Raw genomic sequence first — 25,301 nt, 5'->3', positions numbered from 1 at the left:
CACGGCCCAGGACGAGGTGCCCCGGAGGAGGGTGGCGGCGCCGCAGCGGGCAGGTCCGGGACGCGAGTGGCGGGGCGGTGCTCGATGACCTCCCGCATCCGCAGGGGGACGGCGTGCGTTTCGACCCAGGCCTGGTGCAAACATGACGCAGCGCCCAATAAGTCGAAATCCGTGTTTTAAGCAGTGGGCCTGTTGCAACTCAAATTTAAGCGTGGTAGCAAGATAAAGCGGGAATGTATCTGAAGTCGCGCCTCGCGCTGTTTCGCCTGTATGGGGCTCGATTCGGTCCGGGTATCAAGGAGGTCGCGTGGCAACGGGCAAGGACATCCTCTTCAAGTCCCCTCTCGATCGAATTCCGCGCACTTCGGTCGGTGAATCATCCGCGAGCGCACCTCTCACGCCGGTCGTCGCGAAGCGGGACTGGAAGCCGTCGCGCTTCAATGTCCAGGCGCTCACGGACGATGGTTGGCTGCTGCTGTGGAACACGTATACGGGGTCGCTGAACGCGTTCCGCCCGGCGCAACGCGAGTCGGTGCTCGAGCTGATCAGCCAGAAGGGGCTCAGCTCCAACGGCGATGGTATCGTCGGCTATCTCTCCAAGAGAGGTTTCCTGATCGCGAAGGAGGCCGACGAGGTGCGTCGGGTCCAGTACGCGTTCGGCCAGGCGAATCACCGCAATGACATCCTCGAGCTGATCCTGCTGGCCTCCGAGGATTGTAACTTCCGATGCACGTACTGCTACGAGGACTTCAAGCGCGGCACGATGCGTCCCGATGTGCGCGCGAGCATCAAGAAGCTCGTGGAGAGCCGTGTCCGGACCCTGCGCGAGTTCAACGTCTCCTGGTTCGGGGGCGAGCCGCTGTACGGGATGGAAGCCATTGAAGACCTGGCGCCGTTCTTCGCTGAAACAGCGAAGCGCGAGGGGATTCGGTTCTCCAGCCACATGACCACGAATGGCTACCTGCTGACGGAGGACGTGGCCGGTCGCCTCCTCTCGTGGGGCATCACCGACTTCCAGATCACCCTGGATGGCCTGCCGGAGCACCACAACCAGCACAGGCCGGCGCGCGATGGCGGCGGCACGTACCAGACGATCTACGACAATCTGGTGAAGCTGAGCGAGCGCGCCGACGACTTCTCCGTCGTCATTCGAGTCAACTTCGCCAAGACGAATGTCGAGGGGCTGGAAGAGTTCCTGCAATCCCTCAAGGAGAGGTTCAGCGGCGACGACCGCTTCACTGTTTCCTTCCACGCGGTAGGGCGGTGGGGCGGGAGCAATGACGCCAATCTGGACGTCTGCGGCAAGGACGAATCTCACTCCGCGCACATGCGCCTGAAGGCCGCGGCCCGCTCGTTGGGCCTGCGCGTCACCAGCGGGTGGCGGCCCGGCGCGAGGGTGGGGACGGACGTGTGCTACGCGGTCAGGCCCTACAACTTCATCGTGGGCGCCCACGGCGACCTGATGAAGTGCACGATCGACCTCAACAAGAAGGATCGAAACATCGTCGGGAAGATCCAGCCCGACGGCTCGCTCGACTTGAACACGGACAAGATGGCGCTGTGGACCGAGCCGGCCTTCGAGCGGGATACCGGCTGCCAGAGCTGCCACAACCTGCCGGCTTGCCAGGGCGTGCACTGTCCGCAGATTCGCATGGACTACAACCAGCGTCCTTGTCCGACCATCCGCTTCACCGCCAAACGGGAGATGGTCGACTACTTCAAGGCGACCCAGAACGGCGCGAAGAGCGCCCCTGTCTCCGCGGAGGCCGTGCCTGCTGAGACACTCAACGGGGGCGAGGAGCGGGAGTCGCCGACGCCGTCCAACGCCACGCAGAGCACGCCATGACGCAGCCCCAGGGCGCGGCCCCCGAGAACGCCGCCACCTCCACATCGGCCGGGGTCGATCGGCTCAAGCACCTGCTCGCCCGGAGCGACGCGAGCAAGCAGGAGGTGTTCGACCTGGTCCAGTCGCTCAGCGACGACGAGCTCCTGCCGTTCGGGCTGCGCGCCTACCGTCTCAACCTCTTGTCGCTGTTCGGCCGGGAGTGGCCGCGGGAGCGGATTGCTCGAGCCGCGCGTGCCGCTGCGATCAGCAAGATTCTCGGTGGGTGGGAGTACCACCAACATTACCTGCCGAGGTTGACGCAAGAGCCCGGCAAGCCGGAAGTGAAGGGGGCGCATGTCGAGCAGGTGCGCGCGCTGCTGGAGCGCGGTCGTGGGGTGGTGGGCGTGTCCTTCCACTTCGGTCACATGCGCTTTCTCGCTTCCGATTTCGCGCATGCGGGGATCGCGACGCACCTGCCGCTCGCGAGCGATTCGTACAACGACTATTTCACCGCGCGGGCCAGCAATCCGGACGCGGCGCTCTGGAGGCGCCTCGGTTTTGTCGACGTCGAGGCGCGCGCTGGCGCGATTGGACTGGCCAAGGGGCTCGCCAGGGGCGAGCTGGTCTTCTCCACCATCGATGGAAACACGGGCAATGACGGTACGCGGGGCGACGCGCGGCGCTCGACGGTCGCGCTGCTCGGGCGCGAGTGCCGGGTCAAGAACGGGTTGGTCGCCATGGCGGCACGGTTCGGCTCACCGGTCATCCCGATGGTGGCCCACAATCTTGACGGCCAGCGGGCGTGCAGGATCGGGCCCGTCCACGATCCGGGCGGGCCGCTGCGCGGCGCGGACGCGGAGCGCTTCGTAGAGGAAGCCGTACAGAGCGCCTACACCTTCCTGGGCGAAGCGCTGAACGCGTATGCCGACGAGTGGTGCGGCGGAGACTTGTTCCACCAGTGGCGGCTCCCGCTTCCGTCCACCAAACATCCGGTCGAGGAGGTTGAACGGAGCCTGACCGAACACCTGCGGACGGGCGGCCGGGTGGCGATGGATACGCGGCGCATCGTCGAGCTGCCGGGTGATAACGACATCGTCTGGACCGACGCCATGACCGGGCGCTGCTACAAGTTTCCGTTCGCCAGTGTAGACTTGGCGACGCGCCTCGCGGACGAAAGCCAAGGCGTGGACCTGCAGTGGCTTGATGGGCACCCGAGCGACGAACGCTCGCGGATGTGGAGCTTGATATGCCAGCTCGCGTCGCGGGACGCCGTTCGGTGTCACGGGAGCGCGGAAGCAACGCGCTGAACACGATTTGAATCTGGCCGGAGCGCGGCTTGCCGTGCCTCACCGGCGAACAGGAGTTGCCACCCTCCGATGCACGGGGATTGGTAATGCAGTAACAATGACAGTGCATCACCCCCAGAGGAACATCAAATGAACAACGACAAGAACGCTGTGGCGGTGGAGAAGAACGAGAGCCTGCTGGTCGACGAGTTCGAGATCATCGAGCTTGAGGACCGTCTGGAGCTGGCCGGCCGCTGCAACGGCCGCTGCGACGCGCAGGTCGAGCGCTCGGTGGAGTAAGCAGTACGACTTTCGGCGCATGCCGATAGTCTCCTGGCCGGATCGGGCTTTGGCCCGATCCGGTCGCAGATCGCTCGAAGCGCCCGAAAGGTCTGCCTGGAAGGCGAGTTCAGGAAGCTCGGACCATGACGCAACCCGCCCGGCCGTTGGCCAATCCCCTCCTCGAGGTCTCCGATTTTGACTCGGATGCGTCGAAGCCGATGGTGATGTGCGCCGTCCCTGATGGCAACGACGCGGTGCGCTTCGCGCTGCCGACGGCCTACATGGACCTGGTGCGGGAGTTCGACGGCGTTCGTACCATCGACGAAGCCATTGACGCGTTCCTGCAGCGCGGGCAGGGGACGTTCGAGCGGGATTGGCTCCGACGCCTGGTCGAGAAGTCCCTGCTCCCCAAGGGCATTCTCATTCATCAGGACCAGGACGCTTCTCGTGCGGGCGTCAGCTCGCAGCCCAGGCGCGCGTTCCTGTTCATCAAGCTTCCCATCATCCCTCCGAGTGTCGTCGAACCGATAGCGCGGCGCCTGGGTTTCATGTTCAAGACCCCGGCGCTGGTGCTCGGCTTGATTCTGGCTGTGCTCTCGCACGCCTACGTGTACGGCGTGTTGCTCACGGCTCAGCGTGTCGACTTCAGCCAGCTCGATGCCACCGGCGTCCTGGCCGTGATGCTGCTCTCCACCCTGGGGACCCTCTGTCACGAGTTCGGGCATGCCAGCGCCGCCTCCTATTATGGCTGCCGGCGGATGACCATCGGGTGGGGCGTCTACATCATCTATACGGTCCTCTGGACGAATGTCTCAGACGCCTGGAAGCTCCCACGCCGGCAGCGCGCGGTCGTCGATATCGGCGGGGTCTACTTCGAGTCGCTCTTTCTGCTCTTGATTCTGGCGCTGTTCCTGCGGACCGGAGACATCGTCTTCCTCGTCGCCTTTGTCCTCATCGATCTCTCGATCGCGACGACCTTCAACCCGTTCCTCCGCATGGACGGCTATTGGCTGATGAGCGACTTCTTCGGCATCGTGAACCTGCGCAAGCAGCAGATGCTGTGGGTGCAACACCTGGGTGGAAAGCTCTTCGGAGTCAAGGATTCGGGGCCGAAGATCGACCTGACCCGCAAGGCGAAGTGGGCGCTTGGGATCTATACGGCCCTGGGCACGCTGTTCCTGGCCTACATCCTGAAGGTGATCTTCCAGTTCGTGATTCTGAGCATCGCCAAGGAGTATCCCGCGTTGTTGCGCGCCCTCGTCCAGGCTGTTGGTGACGGAGCGCCGTTGCTGGATCTGCTCAAGGCGTTCCTGGAGGTCTTCTGGCGTTCGTTGATGCTCGCGGGCGCGTGCGTCACGCTGTGGAGCCTGACGACACGCGCCTTCAGTCTGCTCGGCAAGCTCAGGGCGTTCCGGGCCCAGGTCCGGCACAGCGGGGCTTGAGCGGCCTGGGCGAGGGCGAGCATGCGCAACCCGGATTTCCCAGTCGACGCGTCTGTTTCATCCCCGGAGCGGGGCGAGCCGTCCGCGCTCCGGCTGGTGCTGTCTGACGATTGGATCCTGGAGGGCCAGGACGAAACCCACGTCACGGTCGCCAACATTGCCACGGCGGCGCGCATGAAGTTGTCCATCGCCGCCTACCAGTTCCTGAAGGCGTTCGCGAAGCCGCGCAGATTGGATGAGGTCGTTCCGCCCGGGGCCATGGCCGGTGCTCGCGCGCAGGTCGGGAAGCTGCTGGAGAAGCAGCTCCTCCTTGACGCCGACGCTCCGCGCGCGGACCGCGCGCTCCGCCTGCGCACGACGGTGCCCTACCGGTTCTGCAACGCGCCGGCCTTCACCGCGGCCAGCGACTTCGTGGTGCTGGGCGTGCCCTACGATCTGGCGGGCACCGTCGACTGCCGTGGGGCGCCGACGGCGATCCGGCAGAAGTCGCTCGATTATCTCTACCGGATGCGCATCACCGACGGCCGGCCAAACGGCTGGTTCGACGCGAACCGGGAGACCTGGATCCTGCGGGGCGCCACGCTGGCGGACGCCGGCGACGTCTACGTCGAATACGGAGAGGACCAGGCCGAGCTGTTTGGAAGGATCTCCTCGGCCCTCGAAGAGCTTGGCGAGGGAGCGGTGCCGGTCGTCCTCGGCGGGGACAGTTCGGTGACGTACGCCGTTGCCGCGGCGCTGCGTCGCCGCGGTCCGTTGACCGTCGTCCAGTTCTCCGCCGAGCCGGTGATGGGTCCTTCGTCGGCGTCCGAAGTCATCGGGACAGACGAAGTCGCGGCCCGTCTCCTGCAACTCGACGGGATCGAGCGTTTCGTGAGCCTGGGTGCGTCGAAGACGGCCTCCGCGAGCCTGGGCGACCGCGTGATGCTGTACGACGCGCCGACGCTTCGCCGAGCACCCTTGGACACTTTGGCGTGCGACTGGGGCGGGCGGTCCGCCGTCCATCTGTCAATCGACCTCGGGGTCACGAAGGCGGAGTACCTGCGGACGGACGAACACGGCGCCTCGGCCGGGCTGTCCCAGTCCGAGCTCAGGGACGTCATCACCGCGCTGGGCCGGAGGCATCAAATCGTCGGCATCGACCTCGTTGGCCTGGACACGTGGTCAGGGTTCGCGCACCTGTCCGCCGCGGTCGCCTGCGATCTCGCGCTGACCGCGATGGATGCCTCCCGAGGGCGTGATGGGGCCGAGCGATGAGCGGAGCTGGCCCGCGAGCGTCGCTCTTTGATTGGCCGGACCGGAACCTCGCGCAGACCGAGCCGGGGATGCTCTGCGTCGTGGGAGCGCCGACGAACCTCGGCAACCCGATTGTTCGCGGCGCGGCGAAGGGACCCGCGGCGATTCGCGAGGCGAGCCGGCTCCTGGCGCCCCCCCGTGTCGCGGGCTGCGATTGGGGTGACGTGGAGGGGCCGGCGAATCTCTCGCGCTACCTGGAGCGGTTGGCGGAGACGACGAAGGAGGTCCTGGAGCGGGGCCTGCGCCCCTTGTTCCTCGGCGGTGACCACTCCATCAGCTACGCGCCCGTCTCGGTGCTGCAGTCCGCCGGGGACTTGTGCCTGGTCTGGATCGACGCGCACACGGACTTCAGCCCGTGGCAGGGGACGGCGTTCCACGACCACAAGCAGGTGCTCCGCAGGCTGTCCAAGCTGCACGGCGTGCGCAGAATCGTGCAGATTGGCTACCGGGGAATCACGGTGGGGGATGAGCGTTCGCTGGGCGATGGCGCCGTCGTCGTCACGTCGTCGCGCGCGCGCGGCCTGTCCGACGCCGAACTGCTGGCGCTCGTGCCGGAGGACTTGCCCTGCTACGTCTCCATCGACATCGACGCCGTCGACCCGCTCCACGCGCCCGGTACCGGCGCCCCGGTGCCGGACGGCCTGCACCCGCTGCACCTGCGCCGGATACTGCGGACGCTGGTGCGCAGCCGCAGGCTCGCAGGTCTCGACATGGTCGAGGTCAACCCCGTCCTTGACGTCCAGGCGTCGACGAGCGCGGTCGCCGCGGAGCTCATTCGCGACGCCGCGGACCACTGGGGTTTTCAGCTCGCGAGCTAGCTTCACTTCTCATCATCCGCGTCAGGCACAAGGAACCGTCGAATGGAAGCCACACCAATTCCTGCCTATGACCTCGAAGGGTTCCGCCAACTGGTGGAGAAATCGCCGGACGTGCTCACCCGGCAGCCCTGCGTGGTGCGGGGCTTCACTGACAAGTGGCTCGCCAGCAAGCGCTGGGGTGACCTGGACGCGCTCAGCGAGACGTTCGGACACCTGCCGGTGACGGCCGGCGCACCGCAGTTCGTGACGCACAAGCAGGCGAAGATGTGTCAGGTCATGACCGACTTCGGCACCTACCTGGAGTACGTCAAGGCCCCGGAGCGCATCGACGCGCTCTTCGACGGGAAGTGGTCGAAGGGCAGCGCGGAGCTGCTGCGTGAGCTCGGCCTGCCCCTGTATTGCGGAAACCTCCGGCTGGTCCGCCACGCCAAGGAGGAGGTCTTCTCGCAGCTCCAGCCGATCCTCCCGGAGCCGCTGGAGCACTTCAACAACGAGATTCCGTACTACTACCAGTCGGGCAACCACGTCTGGCTGTACGTGAGCCTGAAGGGCGCGCTCACGCCGCTGCACCAGGACAACAACGCGGTCATCGCCTACCTGGCGCAGTTGCGGGGACAGAAGCGGGCGATCCTCTACAGCGCCGAGGACAAGCCCCACTTCTACAACCCGGACGTCGGCTATCTGGATCCCCTGAATCCCAGCGACGAGGAGTTCCCGACCTGGCGCGAAGCCCGCCCGTGGACCGCGTTGCTCAACCCAGGCGAGCTGCTCATCTGGGGACCGAACTGGGCGCATCACGTCGTGACGCTGTCGGACTCGACGACCGTCAGCTTCGACTTCATCAACGACCTCAACCTGCGCGCGTACGCGAAGTCGGTCGACTGGAGAGACGAGCTGGGCCGGTTCGCGAAGAAGAACGCGGAGCTGATTCGCACCCGAATCCCTGACCGCCGCATGCATGACGCGCTGACGGACGCCAGTCACCCGGAGCTCGGGCGCGAGCTGATGATATGTGTCCTGCGCAGCGCGCTGGCCGGTCCGCAGTCGGAGAAGTCGGCGCGGGTCCGGCGTGAGTTGCTGGCGGCGCTCGAGGAAGACGCGCCGTCAGCGCCCAAGATGGCAGCGCCTGGAGCGGTGTGATGGCGGACGCTCTGTCTCCGGCGGTTCCGGGGGAGGCGGCTGGCGTCGCGGACGACGAGCGGCTGGTCGTCTCGCCCGCGATGCAGGTCGAAGCGCTCGACGCCAGGTTCGCTACCATCTATCTGCAGTTGGATGGTACGCGGATCCGCATCCCCATCGCGTTGCACAGGCTCCTCCTCGAGTTCGAGACGCCCCGCAGCGTGAGCGTCGTCCTCGGCGATGGGCGGTACGGCGCCAAGGCGGGTGCCGCGCTCGAGAGCCTGCGCGCGAAGGGATTCCTGGTCCGCGAGGACGCGACCGCGACCGCGACACACCGCAGACTGCTCACGGACGCGCCCGTGCGGATCTTCGACGCGCCCGCGCAGAAGCTGGAGCCCTCGCGTTCGGACTTCGTCGTGCTCGGCGTTGCCTACGATCTCAGCGACCGCTCGGCGGCTGGCGCCCGCGAAGCGCCCGCCGCGCTCCGTGAGTCGTCGCTGCAGATCCTCTACGGCGTGGACCGCCATGACGGCAAGCCGCTGGGCTGGTACGACAGCGACCGTCGGCGCCCGATCCTGCGCGGAGCGACGATCTCCGATTGCGGCGACGTGTTCGTGGCGCGCGGGGAGGAGCAGGCGGCGTTGTTCGCCCGCGTCGAAGAAGTGTTGGGCAAGGTAACGGGCGCCGGCAGCCTGCCCGTGCTGCTCGGTGGCGACGCGTCCATCACCTATCCGGCCATTCGCTGTCTGCAGGGGCGGCAATCGATTGCGGTCATCCGGATCGCGGCCGACGCGCGGAGTCGTGGCGCCGTCCATCCCTCATTTGTCTCACCGGTCACGCTGCCGGCGCACGCGCTGAGCCTTCCCGGCGTGACGCGCTATGTGCATCTGGGCGCCCTCGGCTCGGCGGACCCCAACGTGGCGGGCCTCGCCGTCCTCTCCGCTCCGGAGCTGCGAGAAGCAGGGGGCGAGGAGGCGCTGGCCCGCTGTCTGGCGGACTGTCCTCGGGTGTACGTGAGCATGGACATTCGCGCGCTGGCGCCGCCGGGAGGGCGCGACGACGGCGTCGCGCCGAGCGCGCATTTCGAATACACCGAGCTGCACAGGCTGCTTTGCCAGATTGGCGCCCAATGCCAGATTGTCGGCATGGATCTGGTCGGCTGCACACCGATGGCGCGCTGCTGGGGCGTCACCTCGATGACGGCCCTGCATGTGCTCTTGACCGCCATGAGCGCGGCGAAAGATCGATAATGGAATGGCGGAATGAGGCGACGACGAGCTCCGGCGACGACACGTCCCAATCGCTGTTCGGCTGGCCGCGCGCGGAGGAAGGTTCGCCGCGCGCCCGCATCGAGGTGATCGGCGTCCCGAGCGACTGTGGGAACGGCGGCGCCTCCGGCGCGCGCTTCGGTCCGGAGGCGATCCGGCGCGCCAGTCAGAGCTTCCAACTGGAGGTGGCCGGCGTCGACCGAGGCGACCTGGAGGGAGTGCATGGCCACGACTGGGCCGAGGTCCTGGTCAGCGCGCAGCGTGAGATTGAGCGCATCGTCGAGGGCGACGCGATCCCGATCGTGCTCGGCGGCGACCACTCCATCTCGTACGCGGCGGTCGCCGCGCTGCGGCGTCATCCAACGCTCAATATCGTCTGGTTCGACGCGCATACCGACTTCTGCGCCTGGTCAGGCGGCCGTTGGCACGACCACAAGCAGGTCCTGCGGCGGATCGCGGGCTTGGGCCACGTCGGCCGGATTCTGCAGATCGGCCACCGCGGCATCACCTATTTCGATGAGAGCGCCCGCTCCAACAAGATGACCGTGATGTCGGCGAGCGCCGCACGAAGCGCGCCGCCGGAGAGCGTGCTGGAGCCGTTGCCCGAAGGCGAGCCGGTCTACATCTCGGTCGACGTCGATGCGATCGATCCGCGCCTGGCGCCGGGGACCGGCCATCCGGTGCCGGGTGGGGTGAGCGGCGAATTGATTGAGAAGATGGCCAGCCTCATCGCGTCCCGGCGTCGCGTCGTGGGCCTCGACCTCATGGAGGTCAATCCTCTTCTCGACCATCGGGACACCACCAGCGCGCTTGCCGCGAGGATGCTCGCCGCGGTCGCGCCTCACCTCGCCCCGTTTCCTCCTTCAGAATGAGCTGAGCCATGCAGACCCAGCAGATACCGGTGGTGTCCAGCGAGGAGTTCCGCCGCATGGCGGAGAGCAACCCGAGGTTGCTCCATGACAACCCGTGGATCGTCGAGGACTACATCCAGGCCTGGCCGGGCTACGAAGCCTGGCAGCGCCTGGACTATCTCGAATCCCGCTTCGGGCAGCTCAGCGCCTTCGCCAAAGCGCCGAACTTCATCACCAATCGCAAGTCGAGCCTGGTCAGCGTCGAGACTGAGTTCAGCCGCTACCTGGACTACATCCGCCACCCTGAGCGAGCGCGGGAAATCTACGACGGGCGCTGGATGGAGGGCGACTACGAGCAGTTTCTCGCCCAGAACCTGCCGTTGTATTGCGGCACGCTGAGGATCGTCCACAAGGCCGACGACCCGGTCTTCGCCGAGGTCAATCCGCTGGTCCCGGCGCCGCTGGTGCCCTGGAACCACGCGCTTCCCTACTACTACTCCCTGTTCAACCACTTCTGGCTGCTGGTCAGCCTGCCCGGGGCGCTGACGCCGCTGCACATCGACAACAACGGGACCATCGCGCTGATCGCGCAGCTCAAGGGCCGCAAGCGGGCGACGCTGTATTCGCCGGACGATCTCCGCCACGTCTACAATCCCGACGTCGGCTACATGGACCCCGTGCAGCCGGACGAGGCTGACTTCCCGACGTGGCGCGAGGCGGTCAAATGGAGCGGTGACCTGGAAGTGGGCCAGGTGCTCTTCGTCGGCACGCGCTGGGCCCACCATGTGCAGACGCTGGACACGTCCATCTCGGTCAGCTTCGACTTCATCGACCAGAGCAACCTGCCGGACTACGCCGTGTCGGCGGGGTGGGCGGAGGTGTTCGGCAAGCGAATCAAGTCCAGCCCGGAGGCCGTGCGGCAGAAGCTCTGCGGGGGCGTGCCGCTGGCCGAGTTCGACCGGCTCTCCTCGGTCGAGCTGGGGCGACGCAGCATGGCCGAGGTGCTGCGCGCGGCGGTGAAGGCGCACGACGACTCCGAGGTGGCGCGCATCCGGCGCCTCTACCTCGCCCACCTCGAGCCATGTCTGGAGCGCACCGATTGCGCCGCCGATGGCCCGATTTCCGGCGTCACTCAAGTGAGTGGCAGCGCCCCCCTTCGGCTACGATGACGGGCCTATGAACTCGATCGGCGTCATGCTCGAAGAGGCGCGTCAGTCCTGGCGCGGGTTGCTGCGCCGCCCCGGATATCTTGTCCTCGCGGTCGCGACGCTGGCGCTGGGCGTCGCCACGGTCACCATCGCGTTCTCGCTGTTGCATCAGGCGCTGCTGAAGCCGTTGCCGTTCCCGAATCCGGATCGGCTGGTCACGCTCGGGATCATCGTCGAGCAGAACCAGAACATCGCCGCGCCGCGGTACTACCCGCAGCTCAAGGCGATGCGGAGCGTGGAGTCGGCCGGAATCATGATGGGCTGGACGACCAATACGAACATCGCGTTTGGCGACCAGGCCGAAGTGGTAACCGCGCTGCGGGCAGATCGCGGCTTCGTCGAGACGTTGGGGCTGCCACCCGCGGTCGGGCGCAACTTCAACAGCGAAGAGGATCGGCCCAACGGGCCGGAGGCGGTGATCCTCGGCCACGAGTTCTGGCGCACGCGCTTCGGCGCGGATGCGTCGGTCGTGGGCCGGAGTCTTCAAATTGAAGGCCGGGCCGTCCAGGTCGTCGGCGTGCTCCCCGAAGCGTTCCGTTGGCCGGATCGCTTCGACCTCATCCAGTCACTCCAGCCGGACCCGGTCAGTCGCGACCTCTCCACGAACCAGATCGTGGTGGCGAGGCTCAAGCCGGACGCCACGGTCGCGGGCGCGGCCGCGGAGACGCGCGTCGTGCTGAGCGCCATGTTGCAAGACAGCGGGGGGGCGACGGAGCGTCAGCAGGAGTATCTGCGGAAGAATCCGCCGTCGGCGCTGCCGCTCTCGACGAGCGTGTTCTCGCGCCGCTCCGGAGACACGCTCTGGCTGTTCCTGGGGGCGGCCGCGTGCGTGCTGGTGATCGCGGCGATCAACCTCGCCAGTCTGATGCTGCTGCGCGCCCTGGCGCGGAGTCACGATGGAGCGGTGCGCTCCGCGCTGGGAGCCCCGCTGTGGCGCCTGGGCTTGCCGGCGCTGGCGGAGGGCGCGCTGGTGGGGCTGGTGGGCGCTCTCACAGGCCTGGGACTGGCGTGGGTGGGCCTGCGGCTGCTGGGCGGGCTGGTCCCTTCGGAGTGGCTGCGCGGCGAGGCCGTGTCGCTGGACGGCGCCAGCCTGGCGTTCGCGCTCGCGGCGGGGCTGGCGACGGCGGTGGTCGCGGCGACGCTGGGCATCCTCCGGAGCCGCCACATCGACCTGGCGCGCGAGCTGAGCGGAGGAGGCCGTGGCGGCTTGAGCCGCCAGAGTGGCCGGCTGGGGCGCGTGCTGGTGGTCGCGCAGATCGCGGTGGCCGTGGTGCTGCTGCTGGGCGCGGCGCTGTTCATGCGCAGCCTGCAGGAGCTCGAATCCGTACCGATGGGCTTTCAGAGTCGCGCGGTCACCACGTTCACCTTGGCGCCGGTCAAGGAGCGCTACGTCGTCGCGAACGATGCCATCGAGCAGACCCGCCGCATCCTCGAGCGGCTGCGGGCCTTCCCCGGGGTGGAGAACGTCGGCGCTTCGACGAACCTGCCGACGGGCTCCCAGCTCAACTACAGCATGGTGCTCCCCGACCAGCGCACCATCACTGGTCAATACCGGCTCATCAGCCCGGGCTTCCTGGAGACCTTCAGCATCCCCGTGATTGCCGGGCGCGGCTTCGACGACCGCGACGACGCGGGGAGCGAGCTGGTGTGCCTGGTCAGCGCCGGCTTCGCCCGCGCCTACCTGGACGGAGAGCCCATGGGGAAGACCGTCACGCTGCCCATGGACGAGGGGCCGAACATCTCGATGCGGGTGATTGGCGTGGTCGGTGACATGCGCCAGTTCGGTCCCGGCGAGCCGATGCCGCCGACGCTCTACGCGCCTCTGGCGCAGATTCCGCCGCCGATCTGGGCGCTGTTGCGCGAGTTCGGACCGCTCAGCTATGGGGTCAGGCTGCGCGCCACGACCCAGGGGATGAACGAGCGCGAGCTGCGGGGCGCGATCCAGGAGGTCGCGCCGCTGCAGCCGATCTCCAATCTCCAGCCCATGGAGACCATCGTCGCGACGACCACGAGCGAGCAACGGTTGAATCTGTTGCTCGTGGGACTGTTCGCCGGACTGGCGCTCTTGCTGGCCTCGGTCGGGTTGTACGCGGTGATGGCGGTGGCGGTCGCCTCGCGCCGGCACGAGTTTGGCGTGTGCGCCGCGCTGGGGGCGCCGCAGTCGCGAATCCTGCGGGACGTGCTTCGCGAGGCGGGCTGGCAGATCGGCCTGGGAATGGCGATCGGGCTCGCGCTCGCGATGGCCTTCTCACGGCTCGTGCAGAGCTTCCTCTTCGGCGTCAGCGTGGCCGATCCGCTGGCGATCGTCGCGGTGCTAGCGGTGCTCGCCCTGGCTGGATTCGTGGCCAGCCTGGTGCCGGCGCTCCGGGCGGCGCGCGTGGATCCGATACAGGCGCTGCGGAGCGAATAGGCCGCAGCCTGCCTGAAGGAGGGCTTGCCCGAGCCATCGCCGCCCTCCGGGCCAGCCCAGGTAGGAGCGGCGCTCGGGGGGGGGGCGGCCAGCGTGCGTCGTGCCAGAGTCCCTCCGCCCGAGCGCACCCGGCAGGCAACTTGAAGTCTGGGCGGAGAGCGTGTTGCGAGGGCCGCCAGAGGCTTGTCGTCAGTCGTTGGCGCCTTCGACCTTCGAACGGCTCGACACCGCCATCTCCACGAACAACCCTCAGCTCACGGGCGCGGTCCTCGACTCCGTGCTCAAGCTCGCGGATTCATCCCCGTTCAAGGCGCTCCAGGACGTAGCCGCGACCCGCGAGGCCCTGCGCGAGAAGGGCAAGGCGTGGCAACTCTGAAGTGAGCCCTCAGTCTCGGTCCGACGCACCGGTCCGTGGCATGTACACGTTCGCGCTCACGGAGCGGACGTCCACGTCCACGCCAGTCAGGCTCTCCGCGTGGCCCAGGAAGAGGTACCCCGTGGACGGGAGCCGGTGCAGCATCCCTTGAATCACACGGCCGCGGGCCTCCGCGCCGAAGTAGATGAGGACGTTCCGACAGAAAATCAGGTCGAACGGCCCCGCGGGCCATTCTCCCGGCGCGTTCAGGTTGACGCGGCCAATGCGCATGATGGCGCGCAGCTCCGGGCCCGCCTTCATCAATCCTTCCTGGGTCCGCACGCCCTTGAGCATGAACGCCCGCAGCAGGCGCTGCGGAATCGTGACGGCCCGCTCCAAGCTCCAGAGGCCCTCTTGCGTCCGCTCCACGGCCCACGTGGACAGGTCCGTGGCCAGCACCTCCAGACTCCAGCCCGAGCCCTTCGGAAACGCGTCCAGCAGGCTCATGGCGATGGAGTAGGGCTCCTCACCGGTGGAGCACGCCGCGCTCCAGACGCGGAGGTTCCTCGACCTGCGTCCCGCGTTGGCCTGGGCCACCCACTCCGGGAAGACGCGCTCGCGCAGCAGCTCGAAGTGCTGGGGCTCGCGGAAGAAGGACGTCTCGTGGGTGCAGAGGCTGTCCAGCATCCGCACCTTCTCCGCCTCATGCCCTCGCTCGGTGACGTACGCGTAGTACGCACCGAACGACGTGAGCCCCAGCTCCCGCAGCCGGCGCGAGAGCCGGTTGGCCACCAGCGCGTCCTTGGCCGGAGACAGGTGGATGCCCACCTCCCGCTCCACCAGCGCCTGGAACAGGGCCAACTCCCTGGCCGTCAACACCGGCGGCGCGGTTGGCAGGGGGCCCGTCATCATCCGTCAGCCGTTCCCCGTGGCTTCGTCCGGCGCACTCTCCGTGACGACTTCCACCGCGGCCGCCACGTCAGCCTCGGGCGCCGGAGTCTCTTCGGACGTGGCGGACATCAGGCTGAGCAGCTCGGACACGGACAGGAGCCGGTCCAGGTCCAGCAGCATGATGAACTTGTCCTCATGCCGTCCCATGCCGAGCAGGAAGTCCAGCCGCACGCGGGTGCCAAAGGCGGGCGGCATCTCGATGTCCCCCGGCCCCAGCTCCAGCACTTCGCTCACGGAGTCCGTCAGCAAGCCGATGGCGGTCTGCTGCCCGTCGAGCGTCACCTCGACGATGACGAAGCACGTCCAGCGGCTGATGGGCCGCGCTGGCAGGCCGAACTTCACCGCGAGGTCCACCACGGGCACCACGCTGCCCCGCAGGTTGATGACGCCTTGCACGGCCGCGGGCATGCCCGGCACGCGCGTGATGGGGCGGTGTTCGATGATCTCCCGCACCCGCAGGAGGCCTACCCCGTACTCCTCTCCCGCGAGCATGAAGCTCAGGTAGTTGGAGCGGGCGGCCTTGTCGATGGAGTCTCTCATGGGCATGGAACTCGCCGCCTAGAACCGCTGGAAGTCCTGGTTCGAGCCGGGCGCCGGCGGGACGGGCAGGTGCCCCTGCGCCGCCGCGTACAGCGACTTCGCCGGGGACACAGGCAGACGCGGCGCGGGAGGCATCGGCGTGCCGCGCGTCACGTAGCCATTGCCATCCGCCAGACGGAAGAAGGTCATCATCTGGAGCAGCGACTCGGCCTGCGTCGCCATCTCCTCCGCCGTGGAGGACAGCTCCTCCGCCGCGGACGCGTTGCGCTGGGTGACCTGGTCCACCTGGACCATGGCGCGGCTCATCTGCGACACGCCAATGGCCTGCTCCTTCGACACCGTCGTCACCTGCTGCACCAGCTCCGCCGTGCGGCGGATGGCCGGCACCAGCTCCGTCAGCAGCTGCCCGCTGCGCTCCGCCACGCGGACGCTGGACGTGGCCATCGCGCCAATCTCCTTCGCGGACTTCTGGCTCCGCTCGGCCAGCTTGCGCACCTCGGTGGCGACAACCGAGAAGCCCCGGCCATGCTCTCCGGCGCGGGCGGCCTCCACCGCGGCGTTCAGCGCCAGCAGGTTCGTCTGGTACGCGATCTCCTCGATGATGGAGATGCGCTCCGCGATGGCGTTCATCGCCTCCACGGTCTCCTTCACCGCGCGGCCACTCTCCTCGGCGTCGCGGGCGCCCTTGAGCGCCATCTGCTCCATCTGCCGGCTGTTCTCCGCGTTCTGGGTGATGGTGACGTTGAGCTGCTCCAGGCTCGCGGTGGTCTCCTCCACGGAGGCGGCCTGCGTGCTGGTGCCTTGAGACAGGCCCTGCGAAGCGGCGGCCACCTGCGTGGACGCGGAGGACAGCGAGCCCGCCGCGCCGCGCACCTCGCTGATGACCCCCGACAGGCGGTGAATCATCTCCCGCATGCCCGTCATCATCTGCCCCGTCTCATCCTTGCCGCGCACGGAGATGGTGGCAGTGAGGTCACCGCCCGTCACCTGGTCGGTGACCTGCACGGCCTCGGACAGCGGCCGGACGATGCTGCGTGTGAGGACGAAGGACAGCAGCCCCGCGAGCGCCACGCCCAGGGCCCCGCCAAAGACGAGCGTGTCGTACAGCAGTGCCACCAATCCCATGATCGCTTCCATGCGCTTGGCCTGGAGCGCGGTCTCCTCGGTGGCGATCTCCGTGAAGATCGCGCGCAGCCGATCGGCGCGCTCCTTGCCACCGGCCTCCTTCACCACGTCGAAGAGCGCATTCAGGTCACCCCGGCCCGCGTTGACGTCCCGGCGCTGGGTGATGGAGTTGTCGATGTGCTGGCTCAGCCACTGCTGGAACACGTCGCGGCCTTCCTGGATCCGCTCCTGCTGACGGGGGCTGTCCGCGGTCAACTCCCGGATGTGATTGAGGTTCTGCACGAAGCTGGTGCGGGCCGCCGTGTAGGGCTCCAGGAAGCGCTCGTCACCGGTGATGAGGAACCCACGCTGGCCTGTCTCGACGTCGGCCAGGTCGCCCTCCAGGGTCCGGAGGGTCATGAGCACCTCGGTGCTCCGCTTGTTCTCCAGGTCCGCGTCCGCGGTCCGGTTCAGCGTCGAGTACGTCGCCATCACGATGGTGATGAGGATGGCCACCATGGTGGTGAACGCCAGTAGCAGCTTTCGGGTGATGCTCAGGTTGTCGAACATGGTGACGACTCCGTGCTGCGGGATGACGGACCTCGGGGAGAACCTGCGGGGCTCGCCGCTTCGCTCCATGCGTCATGTCGGGGTTCGTTGGCCTGGCGGATGGCCCTGCGCACCAGCGTGGGGGGGTCGAGGATGAGACCGACGCGGCCATCTCCCAGAATCGTCGACCCGGAGATGCCCGGGGCGTCCTGGAACAGCCGGCCCAGCGGGCGGATGACGCGCTGTGCGTCCCCCTGGAGGTGGTCCACCGCCAGCCCCACGACTCCATCCGGATGGCGGAGCACCACCACGTTCTCTCGACTCGGAGGTTCACCTTCCAAGCCGAAGACGTTGCGAAGCCGCAGGTAGGGCAGGGGCTGCCCTCGCAGTGACAACATGCCGGCCTCCTCGCGGGTGCTCTTCGCCGCAGGCAGCTCCAGACACTCTTGCACCAGCTCGATGGGAACCACGTAGACCTGGTCGCCCACGCCCATGGCGAAGCCCTGGATGACGGCGAGCGTGAGGGGCAGGCGGAGTGTCATCGTCGCGCCATGGCCCTCCTGGCTCCGGACGGCCACCGTGCCTCGCATGGCCTCGATGTCACGGCGGACCACGTCCATGCCTACGCCGCGTCCCGACAGCTCCGTCACCGTCTTCGCGGTGGAGAACCCGGGCTCGAAGATGAGGCGGTCCACTTCCTCGTCCCTCAGCCGCTCCAGTGTGGACGTCAGCCCCCGCTCGCGTGCGCGTTCCTTCACCCGTTCGCGCTGGATGCCCCGCCCGTCGTCCGACAGCTCCACGACGACGCTGCCTGCGTCATGGAAGGCACGCAGGCGGATGCGCCCACAGGCATCCTTGCCCGCGGCCTGGCGTTCCGCTGGCGTCTCGATGCCGTGGTCCAGCGCGTTGCGCAGCAGATGGAGGAGGGGGTCGCGTAGCGCTTCCAGGACGGCAGTGTCCATCGTCACGTCCTCGCCCTCCAGCTCCAGCAGGGCCAGCTTGCCCTGCGCCCGCGCCAGGTCCCTCACCGTGCGAAGGTGCTGCCGGAACAGGGGCCCGACGGGCACCATGCGCACCCGCATCACCTCTTCCTGGAGCTCCTGGAAGAGCGGGTCCATCTCCCGTTGCTGGGTGAGCGCTTCGTCCCAGCTCGCGCCAGAAGCCTCCGCCTCCAGGAGGAACTGCGTCATCCGGCCTCGTGCGATGGACAGCTCCGCGGTGAGGGTGACGATCCGATCCAATCGTTCGACTTCCATCCGGAGGGAACGCCCTCGAGACGCCGCGCGCGTCTCCACCCGCTGGGACCCGTCTTCCAACGGAACGGCCACGGAGGGCGGTGCGCCCGCCCCCTGCGACCTTCCGGTGGCGCCGCCTTCACGCAGCCGCGTGAGCTGTGTCTGGTGCGCGGGACCCAACTGGTCCACACCCGCGAGCGCGGCCCGAGTCAGCTCGCGCAGGTGGTCCACCGCCCCCAGCAACAGGGAAATCCACGGCTCATCCACCGCGAGTCGTTGGTCGAGCAGCGCCTGGATGAGGTCCTCGACGCCGTGGACGTAGTCCGTCAGGGCCTCGAAGCCCAGCGAACTCCCACTGCCCTTGAGGTTGTGGGCCAGCCGGAACAGGGTGCGCAGGCGCTCGTCGTCGGGACGCGCCTCCAGGGCAATGAGCGTCTCCTCCATGGAGGAGAGCAGTTCCTCCGCCTCATCGGCGAAGACAGCCAACACCTGCTGCCACTCCGGCCCCATGCCGGGTGGCGGGCCCCCTGAGGTCGCGCTCATGGCACCGCCTCCTGGAGACGCATACACGGCTCCCAGAGGAAGTGCCCCGGGCCGGGGGCATCCATGAAACAGCACATCATGTCGGAGGTCATGCAGGTACGCGTCGAACGGCAGGAGGACGGGTTGTGCCCACGACGCTCCGGCCGCGCGGAGCCTGCTTCCGCACGGCCGGACCAACCCGCGCGTGGGGAGTGTCACGAACCGGACACGACCCTATCGCGGGTTGAGAAAAGTTTCAACGTGTCAACACAAATCCTGTCAAACCCGAGGAGTGTGTAATTGAGCAGGCATTGAGGGGTGCTTTGGACCTTGGCTGGGGTGTGTTGGACCCATCAATCCCAGACACCGTCACCTGCGCGGGAAGTGCGGAAACACATCCTCCTGGAGCACCTGACGCAGCTTCGGGAAGTTCAACGCCCACCTCACGCCCAGGCGCCACGGCGCGAACAGCACCGGGGGCACGCGGGGGAGCAGCGTCTGGGGCCACTCCAGGTACGCCTGTTCAATGGCGTCCATGTCCAGGTCCTGCCGCACGTCCACGCAGTAGGGGGCCACGTTGCCCGGAGGCTGGCCTTCCAGGAGGTCTGGCAGGCCCGGGGGCAGGAAGGTGGTGTGCAGCGTCATGCCCACGTCGAAGTTGCGGCTGCCCAGCCGGCAGATGGGGCCCTTGGCCAGGTCTTCGGAGTCGAAGACCCAGACCTCGTCGCCCGTGGAGTTCTCAGGCAGGTCCGGCGTCGGGTCCGACACGACGAGCGCCACCACGTAGCCCTTCCAGTGCGGCACCTGGGGGAACCGGGCGCTGGGGACGAACTGCGGCGCGAAGCCGAACCAGCCGGTGGGTAGCACGAAGCCCTCGAAGCGGCCGGAGTCGACGAAGAACTTGAAGAAGCTCGCCGCGCGCCCGTCGCGGATGGGCAGCGCGGACTTGTCCCCGACGACGGGCTTGTAGAGCTGGTAGAGGGCCTCCGGCACCATGTCCGCCGTGAAGCCGTCCGAGTTGAGGTAGAGCGCCAGCTCCTTCGACGGCACCTTGCCATTCATCACGTGGCCCAGCAGCCGCAGGTGGGCCTCCAGTTCGCCATTCACCAGCCCGGTGTTGGAGAAGACCGTCAGGCCCCAGGTGAAGTCGTCATGTGAATACAGATTGGACTGGATGCGCAGCCGCTTCATGTCGATGCGGTGCACCCCCATGGAGCTGCGCGTGACGGGCACCGCCGTAGGCATCCCGGCCTGCCAGTCCTGCACGCGGTTGCCATTGATGAGCAGCTCGCCCGGCTCCAAGGTATGCGACAGGTCCTCGGTGGGCGAGTGCCCCACCACCAGGGTGATGACGTCGTCGGGGTTCTCGTAGATGGCGGCGAAGTGCAGCCCGCCCCCCCCGGCCTGGAAGCGGTGCGCGGACACGAGCGGCGGATTCTCCGGGTCCAGCGTGCCAGGCGACGTCTGGAGGTCCGCGCGACGCACCACCCAGAACACCGCCTGCGGGGCGGCAGGGGACGCCGTCAGCCACTCCACCGCGCGCTGCACCCGCGGCAGGAAGGGCACCGCCGCCTGCGCGGCGATCTGCCAGAAGTTGATGGGGAAGTTGGCGTCCAGCAGCACCACGTAGTCCCGCGTGGCGGCGATCTGATGCAGCGACGACGCCACCACCGGCTCGCCCGTGGCCGCGTCCATCAGCTTCCAGTGGTTCAGCCGGTTCTCTTCCGTGTCCCAGCTCACCAGCTGCGTGAAGCCCGGGCCCAGGGGCCACTTGGGCGCGTGGTTGGTGAAGAAGAGGCGGGGCCGCTTGTCGTCGGTGCGCGGTCCCATGCGCTCGGCGGGGTCGAAGGCCGGGTGGGCCGTGCTCTGCAGCAGCGGGAAGGCCCACGGCGTGGGGAGGGCGCGGTTCCACTCGCGCAGGTAGCCCAGCGGCGTGTACGCCTTCAACGTCTTGGGGTGGATGGCCCACGGGCGGCCCGCGTCCGTCGTCACCAGCAGCATCCGCTCGCCTTCGACCAGGAAGGGCGCCGTGTTGGGCGTCTCCTGCGGGCCCAGCGTGAGTGACACGTCCGCCAGCGTCGTCTCGCGGAAGCGGTTGAGCAGCCGCGTCAGGGGGCCTCGCGCCGTCGCGCCCGCGTCCACCTGCTGGCGTGTGAAATACGACGGCGTGCGCAGGGTGGCGGAGGTGAACCGGGCGCCGCCCACCTGGAAGTCCAGGCGCATCACGAGCCCGTCCGAGGCCAGGGCCGGTGAGCCCGCGTGGACGCTGGGCCCCGCGACATAGACGTGACCCTGCAGGTCCGCTGGCAGCGCGCCGGCGAGCACCTGCAGCGGCTCGTTGACGTACTCCACCGGGCTGGTGGTCATCGCGTTGCGCGGCATGCCGGGCCTGAGCCCCGGTGGGACGTGCAGCCCGGGGAGGGCATGGCCGTCCGGCTCACGCGAGAGGGAAGGGGACGCCTCAGTCGCCGCGGGGGCGGGGGACTTCAGAACGGATTCAGTTTCGGGCATGACGCCTCCGGAGGTTGGGTGAGTGCACGCCGTATCGGGTTGGGGGCGGGGACCGTAGCACGCGCGTTGTGACAGGCCGGTCAAGGCCGCGCGGCTGGCCGCCGTGGGAGAGGGCAGCACGCAGTACCTTGCGAGGGGCCGGTGTGAGACACTTCCCACTTCCCATGGTTGAAGACTCCAACTCCGAGCGACAAGTCATTGGCGACCGTTACGTCCTGGAGCGGCGGCTGGCGGGCGGTGGCATGGGCACCATCTGGGTGGCGTTGGATCCCAAGCTCCAGCGCCGCGTGGCCCTCAAGCTGATGGCGGCCCACTGCGCGCCCGCGCCCCTGGCGCGGCAGCAGTTCGAATGGGAAGCGCAGGCGATTGCCCGCCTCCAGAATCCCCACGTCATCCAGGTCCACGACTGCGACCTCTCCGGCGAGACGCCCTACATCGTCATGGAGTGGCTGGTGGGCGAGGACCTGGAGGCCCTGCTGAACCGCCGCGGCCGGCTGTCCCTGGCCATGGTGGAGCGGCTGGTGACGCAGACGGCCCGCGCGCTCACCGCCGCGCATGCCGCGGGCGTCATCCACCGCGACCTCAAGCCGGCCAACCTCTTCCTCGCGCGCACCGAGCATGGCGAACAGGTGAAGGTGTTGGACTTCGGCCTGGCGCTCCTGATGTCCGGCGGCGCGGCCCGGCCGCACCCCGAGGAGGAGATGGCCGGCACGCCCCGGTACATGAGCCCCGAGCAGCTCCGGGGGCTGGCGCCACGGCTGGACCACCGCTGTGACCTCTGGGCGCTGGCCGTGGTGGCGTACCGCGCGCTGACGGGACAGCACCCGTTCCCCCTGGAGTCGCTGCGGCAGATGCGCCTGGGCAACGTGCCGCCGCCGCCCGCGACGCCGTCCAGCCTGGCGCCGGAGCTGGGCACGGAGGTGGACGCCTTCTTCGCGCGCGCCCTGGACGTGGACCCCGCGCGCCGCTTCCAGTCCGCGCACGAGCTGGCCTCCGCCCTCACCCACGCGGTGGACGCGGGTCGGCCGTCACGCCCGGCGAAGGTCCTGGTCGTGGATGACGAGCCGGACATCGTCGTGCTGATGGAGCAGAGCTTCCGCAAGCAGATCCGTCGCTCCGTCTACCAGTTCCTCTTCGCCGCGGACGGCGAGGAGGCGCTGGAGGAGCTGCGCCAGCACCCCGACATCGAAGTCGTCCTGTGCGACATCAACATGCCGCGCATGGACGGGCTGACGTTCCTGTCGCGCGTGGGGGAGATCAGCGCGCTGACCCGGGTGGTTATCGTCTCCGCGTATGGTGACATGAGCAACATCCGCACGGCGATGAACCGCGGCGCCTTCGACTTCATCACCAAGCCCATCGACTTCCCGGACCTGGAGGCGACGCTCGTCAAGACGCTGAAGCACGTGCGCGACCTGCGCCGCACCGTGCGCTACACGGAGGAGAACGGCCTGCTGCGCATGTTCGTCCCGGGCGCGGTGCTGGAGCGGCTGCCGCCGTTGCTCCAGGGCTCGGACGCCATGGCGGGTGAGTGGGTGGAAGGCACGGTGGTGTTCATCGACGTGGACGCCTTCACGCCGGTGCTGCACCAGGAAGCGCCACCCGAATCCCTGCGCCGCCTCAACGCCAACTTCGAGGCCATTGTCCCGGAGCTGCTCGCGCGCGGAGGCATCGTGGACAAGTTCATGGGCGACGCGGTGATGGCCGTCTTCCGGGGCCCCGGGCACGTGGACCTGGCGCTGGAGGCCTGCCACGCCATCCACCGGCAGCTGGGCACGCTGGCGTCGCGTGGAGGCGAGGGCGCGCCCTACGCGCATGGCGTCTGCATGGGCCTGGATTCGGGCGACCTGGTGGCCGGCAGCGTGGGCGCGAAGGCCTCCGGCCGGCTGGACTTCACGGTGCTGGGAGACGTGGTCAACACCGCGGCGCGGCTGGCGGTACGGGCCGGGCGCGGGCAGGTGCTGGTCAGCGGCCGGGCCCAGGCGCGCGCGGCGTCACGCATCCACCTGGTGCCCGTGGAGACGGGCCTCTTCGAGCTGGCCCGCGACCAGGTCCACGGCCCGCCAGGCACGGAGGACGCGACGGCCTTCCTGGCGCCGGAAGCGGCGGCGAAGGGCCGCGGAACCACCCGGGGCGGCTGAGGGGGCTCCGCTCCCGGCGCACGGGAGCGGGGCAGGGGAGGCGAATCAGGCCTGGGTGACGCGCACCGTGGTCTTCATCTCACGGCCGGACGCCGGGTCGCGCGCGCGCATGGTGAGGATGCCCTCCACGTTCACGTCGAAGGTGATCTCCACCTGCGCGGAGCCCGCGCGGCCGGGCTGGATGCCGGAGAAGGTGAACTCGCCCAGCATGTCGTTGCGGGCCACCAGCTCGTTGTCGCCCTGGAAGATGCGCACGGCCAGCTCGGTCTGGTTGTCCATGCTGGTGGTGGCCAGCAACTGCTTGGCGTTGGGGATGGCCGCGTTGCGCGGGAAGACGACGTGAAAGGCGCCGCCCGCCTTCTCCAGGCCAATGGCCATGGGAATCACGTCCAGCAGCTGGATGCGCAGGTTGGTGTCGTCCTGCAGCGAGTGCGCGTAGAGCGCGGCGCCAATGGCCACCGCCTCGTCCGGGTGCACGCCCTTGCTGGGCGGCTTGCCGAAGAACTTGGTGAGCCGGTCCTGGACGATGGGCATGCGCGTCTGGCCGCCCACGAGCATGACCTCGTCGACGTCCTTGGTGGACAGTCCCGAGTCCACCAGCACGCGCGCCACCATCTGCAGGGTGCGGTCCACGAGCTGGTTGGTGAGCTGCTCCAGCATCTTCCGGGTGAACTTCATCTCGATGTTCAGGGGCTGGCCCTGGGACGTCATCGTGATGAAGGGGATGTTGAAGGGGACCTCCTCGCGCGCGGACAGGTCGATCTTCGTGCGCTCGGCCAGGTCCTTGATGCGCTGCATGGCCACCGGATCCGTGGCGAGGTCGATGCCCGTCTTCGCCGCGAAGTCCTTGAGGACGTGGTGGATGATGGCGTTGTCGAAGTCGATGCCACCCAGGAACACGTCACCGCCGGTGGACTTCACCTCGAAGACGCGGTCGCGAATCTCGATGATGGAGACGTCGAAGGTGCCGCCGCCCAGGTCGTAGATGACGACCTTCTCCTTCAGCCCCTTGCCCACGCCGTAGGCCAGCGCCGCCGCGGTGGGCTCGTTGATGATGCGGACGACCTCCAGGTCGATGAGCTTGCCCGCGTCCTTCACCGACTGGCGCTGCCGGTCGTTGAAGTAGGCCGGCACCGTCACCACCGCCCGTTTGATGGGCATCTTCAGGTAGTTGGAGGCGACCTCGCGGATCTTCCCGAGAATCTTGGCGCTGATCTCCTGGAGGGTGAACTCCTTCTTCCCCACGTCCAGGGTGACGTCGCTCTGCTTGCCGGGGCGCATGTTGTACGCCACGACCTTCTTCATCGTGTCGACGACCTCGCTGCCGAAGCCCCGGCCCACCAGCCGCTTGGAGCCGTAGACGGTGTTGCGCGGGTTGAGCTGCCACTGGCGCTTGGCCTCGTAGCCGATGAGTTCGTTCCCCTTGTCGTCGATCGCGAAGATCGAGGGGATGGTGTACTCGCCGCCCTTGTAGGGGATGAGCTTGACGTTCCCGCTGTCCTCGACGATCGCCGCGCACGAGTTCGTCGTGCCGAGGTCGATGCCGATGATGGGCTCCTTGTGCATCTTGCTTGGACTCCGGGTGGGTAGG

At 68.0% G+C, this 25,301-nt stretch carries 19 protein-coding genes; 13 read left to right on the top strand and 6 right to left on the bottom strand.

What is annotated here, in order from left to right; genetic code table 11:
• Positions 1-307 precede the first annotated feature (307 nt).
• The 12 genes from KGD87_RS09405 (at position 308) to KGD87_RS09350 (ending at position 14,178) form a co-directional block, all read left to right on the top strand.
• The gene (locus KGD87_RS09405; RefSeq protein ID WP_284667129.1) at positions 308-1,846 is read left to right on the top strand and encodes a radical SAM/SPASM domain-containing protein; all 1,539 of its coding nucleotides are present in this window, start codon (positions 308-310) and stop codon (positions 1,844-1,846) included.
• Positions 1,843-3,132, top strand: a complete 1,290-nt coding sequence (locus KGD87_RS09400) for a lysophospholipid acyltransferase family protein (RefSeq protein ID WP_284667128.1) — start codon at positions 1,843-1,845, stop codon at positions 3,130-3,132. The genes KGD87_RS09405 and KGD87_RS09400 overlap by 4 nt, the downstream gene beginning before the upstream one ends.
• A 129-nt stretch (positions 3,133-3,261) precedes the next feature.
• Entirely contained in the window at positions 3,262-3,411 is a 150-nt protein-coding gene (locus KGD87_RS09395; RefSeq protein ID WP_284667127.1) for a hypothetical protein, read from the top strand.
• Positions 3,412-3,536: 125 nt separating this feature from the next.
• On the top strand, positions 3,537-4,835 hold the full coding sequence (locus tag KGD87_RS09390; protein ID WP_284667126.1) for a hypothetical protein: 1,299 nt from the start codon (positions 3,537-3,539) through the stop codon (positions 4,833-4,835).
• A gap of 21 nt (positions 4,836-4,856) precedes the next feature.
• A complete protein-coding gene (locus KGD87_RS09385) occupies positions 4,857-6,089 on the top strand; it encodes an arginase family protein (protein ID WP_284667125.1) in 1,233 nt (410 codons plus the stop codon).
• Complete coding sequence (locus tag KGD87_RS09380; protein ID WP_284667123.1) at positions 6,086-6,946, top strand: arginase family protein; 861 nt, start codon at positions 6,086-6,088, stop codon at positions 6,944-6,946. Before KGD87_RS09385 ends, KGD87_RS09380 begins: the two co-directional genes overlap by 4 nt.
• A 42-nt stretch (positions 6,947-6,988) precedes the next feature.
• Positions 6,989-8,086 (top strand): cupin-like domain-containing protein, encoded by a 1,098-nt coding sequence (locus KGD87_RS09375; RefSeq protein WP_284667122.1) that lies wholly within the window; start codon positions 6,989-6,991, stop codon positions 8,084-8,086.
• Positions 8,086-9,315 carry an arginase family protein gene (locus tag KGD87_RS09370; protein ID WP_284667121.1) on the top strand — a complete coding sequence of 410 codons (1,230 nt, stop codon included), beginning with the start codon at positions 8,086-8,088 and terminating at the stop codon, positions 9,313-9,315. Before KGD87_RS09375 ends, KGD87_RS09370 begins: the two co-directional genes overlap by 1 nt.
• Positions 9,315-10,205 carry an arginase family protein gene (locus KGD87_RS09365; RefSeq protein WP_284667120.1) on the top strand — a complete coding sequence of 297 codons (891 nt, stop codon included), beginning with the start codon at positions 9,315-9,317 and terminating at the stop codon, positions 10,203-10,205. The genes KGD87_RS09370 and KGD87_RS09365 overlap by 1 nt, the downstream gene beginning before the upstream one ends.
• Before the next feature lie 8 nt (positions 10,206-10,213).
• On the top strand, positions 10,214-11,353 hold the full coding sequence (locus tag KGD87_RS09360; RefSeq protein WP_284667119.1) for a cupin-like domain-containing protein: 1,140 nt from the start codon (positions 10,214-10,216) through the stop codon (positions 11,351-11,353).
• A 7-nt stretch (positions 11,354-11,360) separates the two neighbouring features.
• Positions 11,361-13,802: an ADOP family duplicated permease gene (locus tag KGD87_RS09355; RefSeq protein WP_284667118.1), complete on the top strand. Its 2,442-nt coding sequence runs from the start codon at positions 11,361-11,363 to the stop codon at positions 13,800-13,802.
• Positions 13,803-13,998: 196 nt separating this feature from the next.
• The gene (locus tag KGD87_RS09350) at positions 13,999-14,178 is read left to right on the top strand and encodes a hypothetical protein (protein WP_284667117.1); all 180 of its coding nucleotides are present in this window, start codon (positions 13,999-14,001) and stop codon (positions 14,176-14,178) included.
• Positions 14,179-14,187: 9 nt separating this feature from the next.
• On the opposite strand, the gene KGD87_RS09345 is transcribed toward KGD87_RS09350, so the two are convergent.
• The 5 genes from KGD87_RS09345 to KGD87_RS09325 form a co-directional block, all read right to left on the bottom strand.
• Positions 14,188-15,066 (bottom strand): CheR family methyltransferase, encoded by an 879-nt coding sequence (locus KGD87_RS09345; protein WP_502888036.1) that lies wholly within the window; start codon positions 15,064-15,066, stop codon positions 14,188-14,190.
• Between the two features lie 6 nt (positions 15,067-15,072).
• Positions 15,073-15,648 (bottom strand): chemotaxis protein CheW, encoded by a 576-nt coding sequence (locus tag KGD87_RS09340; RefSeq protein ID WP_502888035.1) that lies wholly within the window; start codon positions 15,646-15,648, stop codon positions 15,073-15,075.
• Positions 15,649-15,666: 18 nt separating this feature from the next.
• Complete coding sequence (locus KGD87_RS09335; RefSeq protein WP_284667114.1) at positions 15,667-17,322, bottom strand: methyl-accepting chemotaxis protein; 1,656 nt, start codon at positions 17,320-17,322, stop codon at positions 15,667-15,669.
• Positions 17,307-19,079, bottom strand: coding sequence for a chemotaxis protein CheA (locus KGD87_RS09330; RefSeq protein ID WP_284667113.1), 1,773 nt, complete (start codon positions 19,077-19,079; stop codon positions 17,307-17,309). Before KGD87_RS09330 ends, KGD87_RS09335 begins: the two co-directional genes overlap by 16 nt.
• Before the next feature lie 348 nt (positions 19,080-19,427).
• Positions 19,428-21,569 carry a carotenoid oxygenase family protein gene (locus tag KGD87_RS09325; protein WP_284667112.1) on the bottom strand — a complete coding sequence of 714 codons (2,142 nt, stop codon included), beginning with the start codon at positions 21,567-21,569 and terminating at the stop codon, positions 19,428-19,430.
• 68 nt (positions 21,570-21,637) lie between these two features.
• Between KGD87_RS09325 and KGD87_RS09320 the strand changes: the two genes are divergently transcribed.
• On the top strand, positions 21,638-23,710 hold the full coding sequence (locus KGD87_RS09320; RefSeq protein WP_284667111.1) for a protein kinase domain-containing protein: 2,073 nt from the start codon (positions 21,638-21,640) through the stop codon (positions 23,708-23,710).
• A gap of 45 nt (positions 23,711-23,755) precedes the next feature.
• On the opposite strand, the gene KGD87_RS09315 is transcribed toward KGD87_RS09320, so the two are convergent.
• The gene (locus KGD87_RS09315) at positions 23,756-25,276 is read right to left on the bottom strand and encodes an Hsp70 family protein (protein ID WP_176411793.1); all 1,521 of its coding nucleotides are present in this window, start codon (positions 25,274-25,276) and stop codon (positions 23,756-23,758) included.
• Positions 25,277-25,301: the final 25 nt, after the last annotated feature.

The sequence above is a fragment of the Myxococcus sp. SDU36 genome (assembly GCF_030168875.1).
GTDB classification, from domain to species: Bacteria; Myxococcota; Myxococcia; order Myxococcales; family Myxococcaceae; genus Myxococcus; species Myxococcus vastator.
Note: the sequence above shows the minus strand (reverse complement) of the source record. Positions and strands in the feature narration are given on the sequence as shown.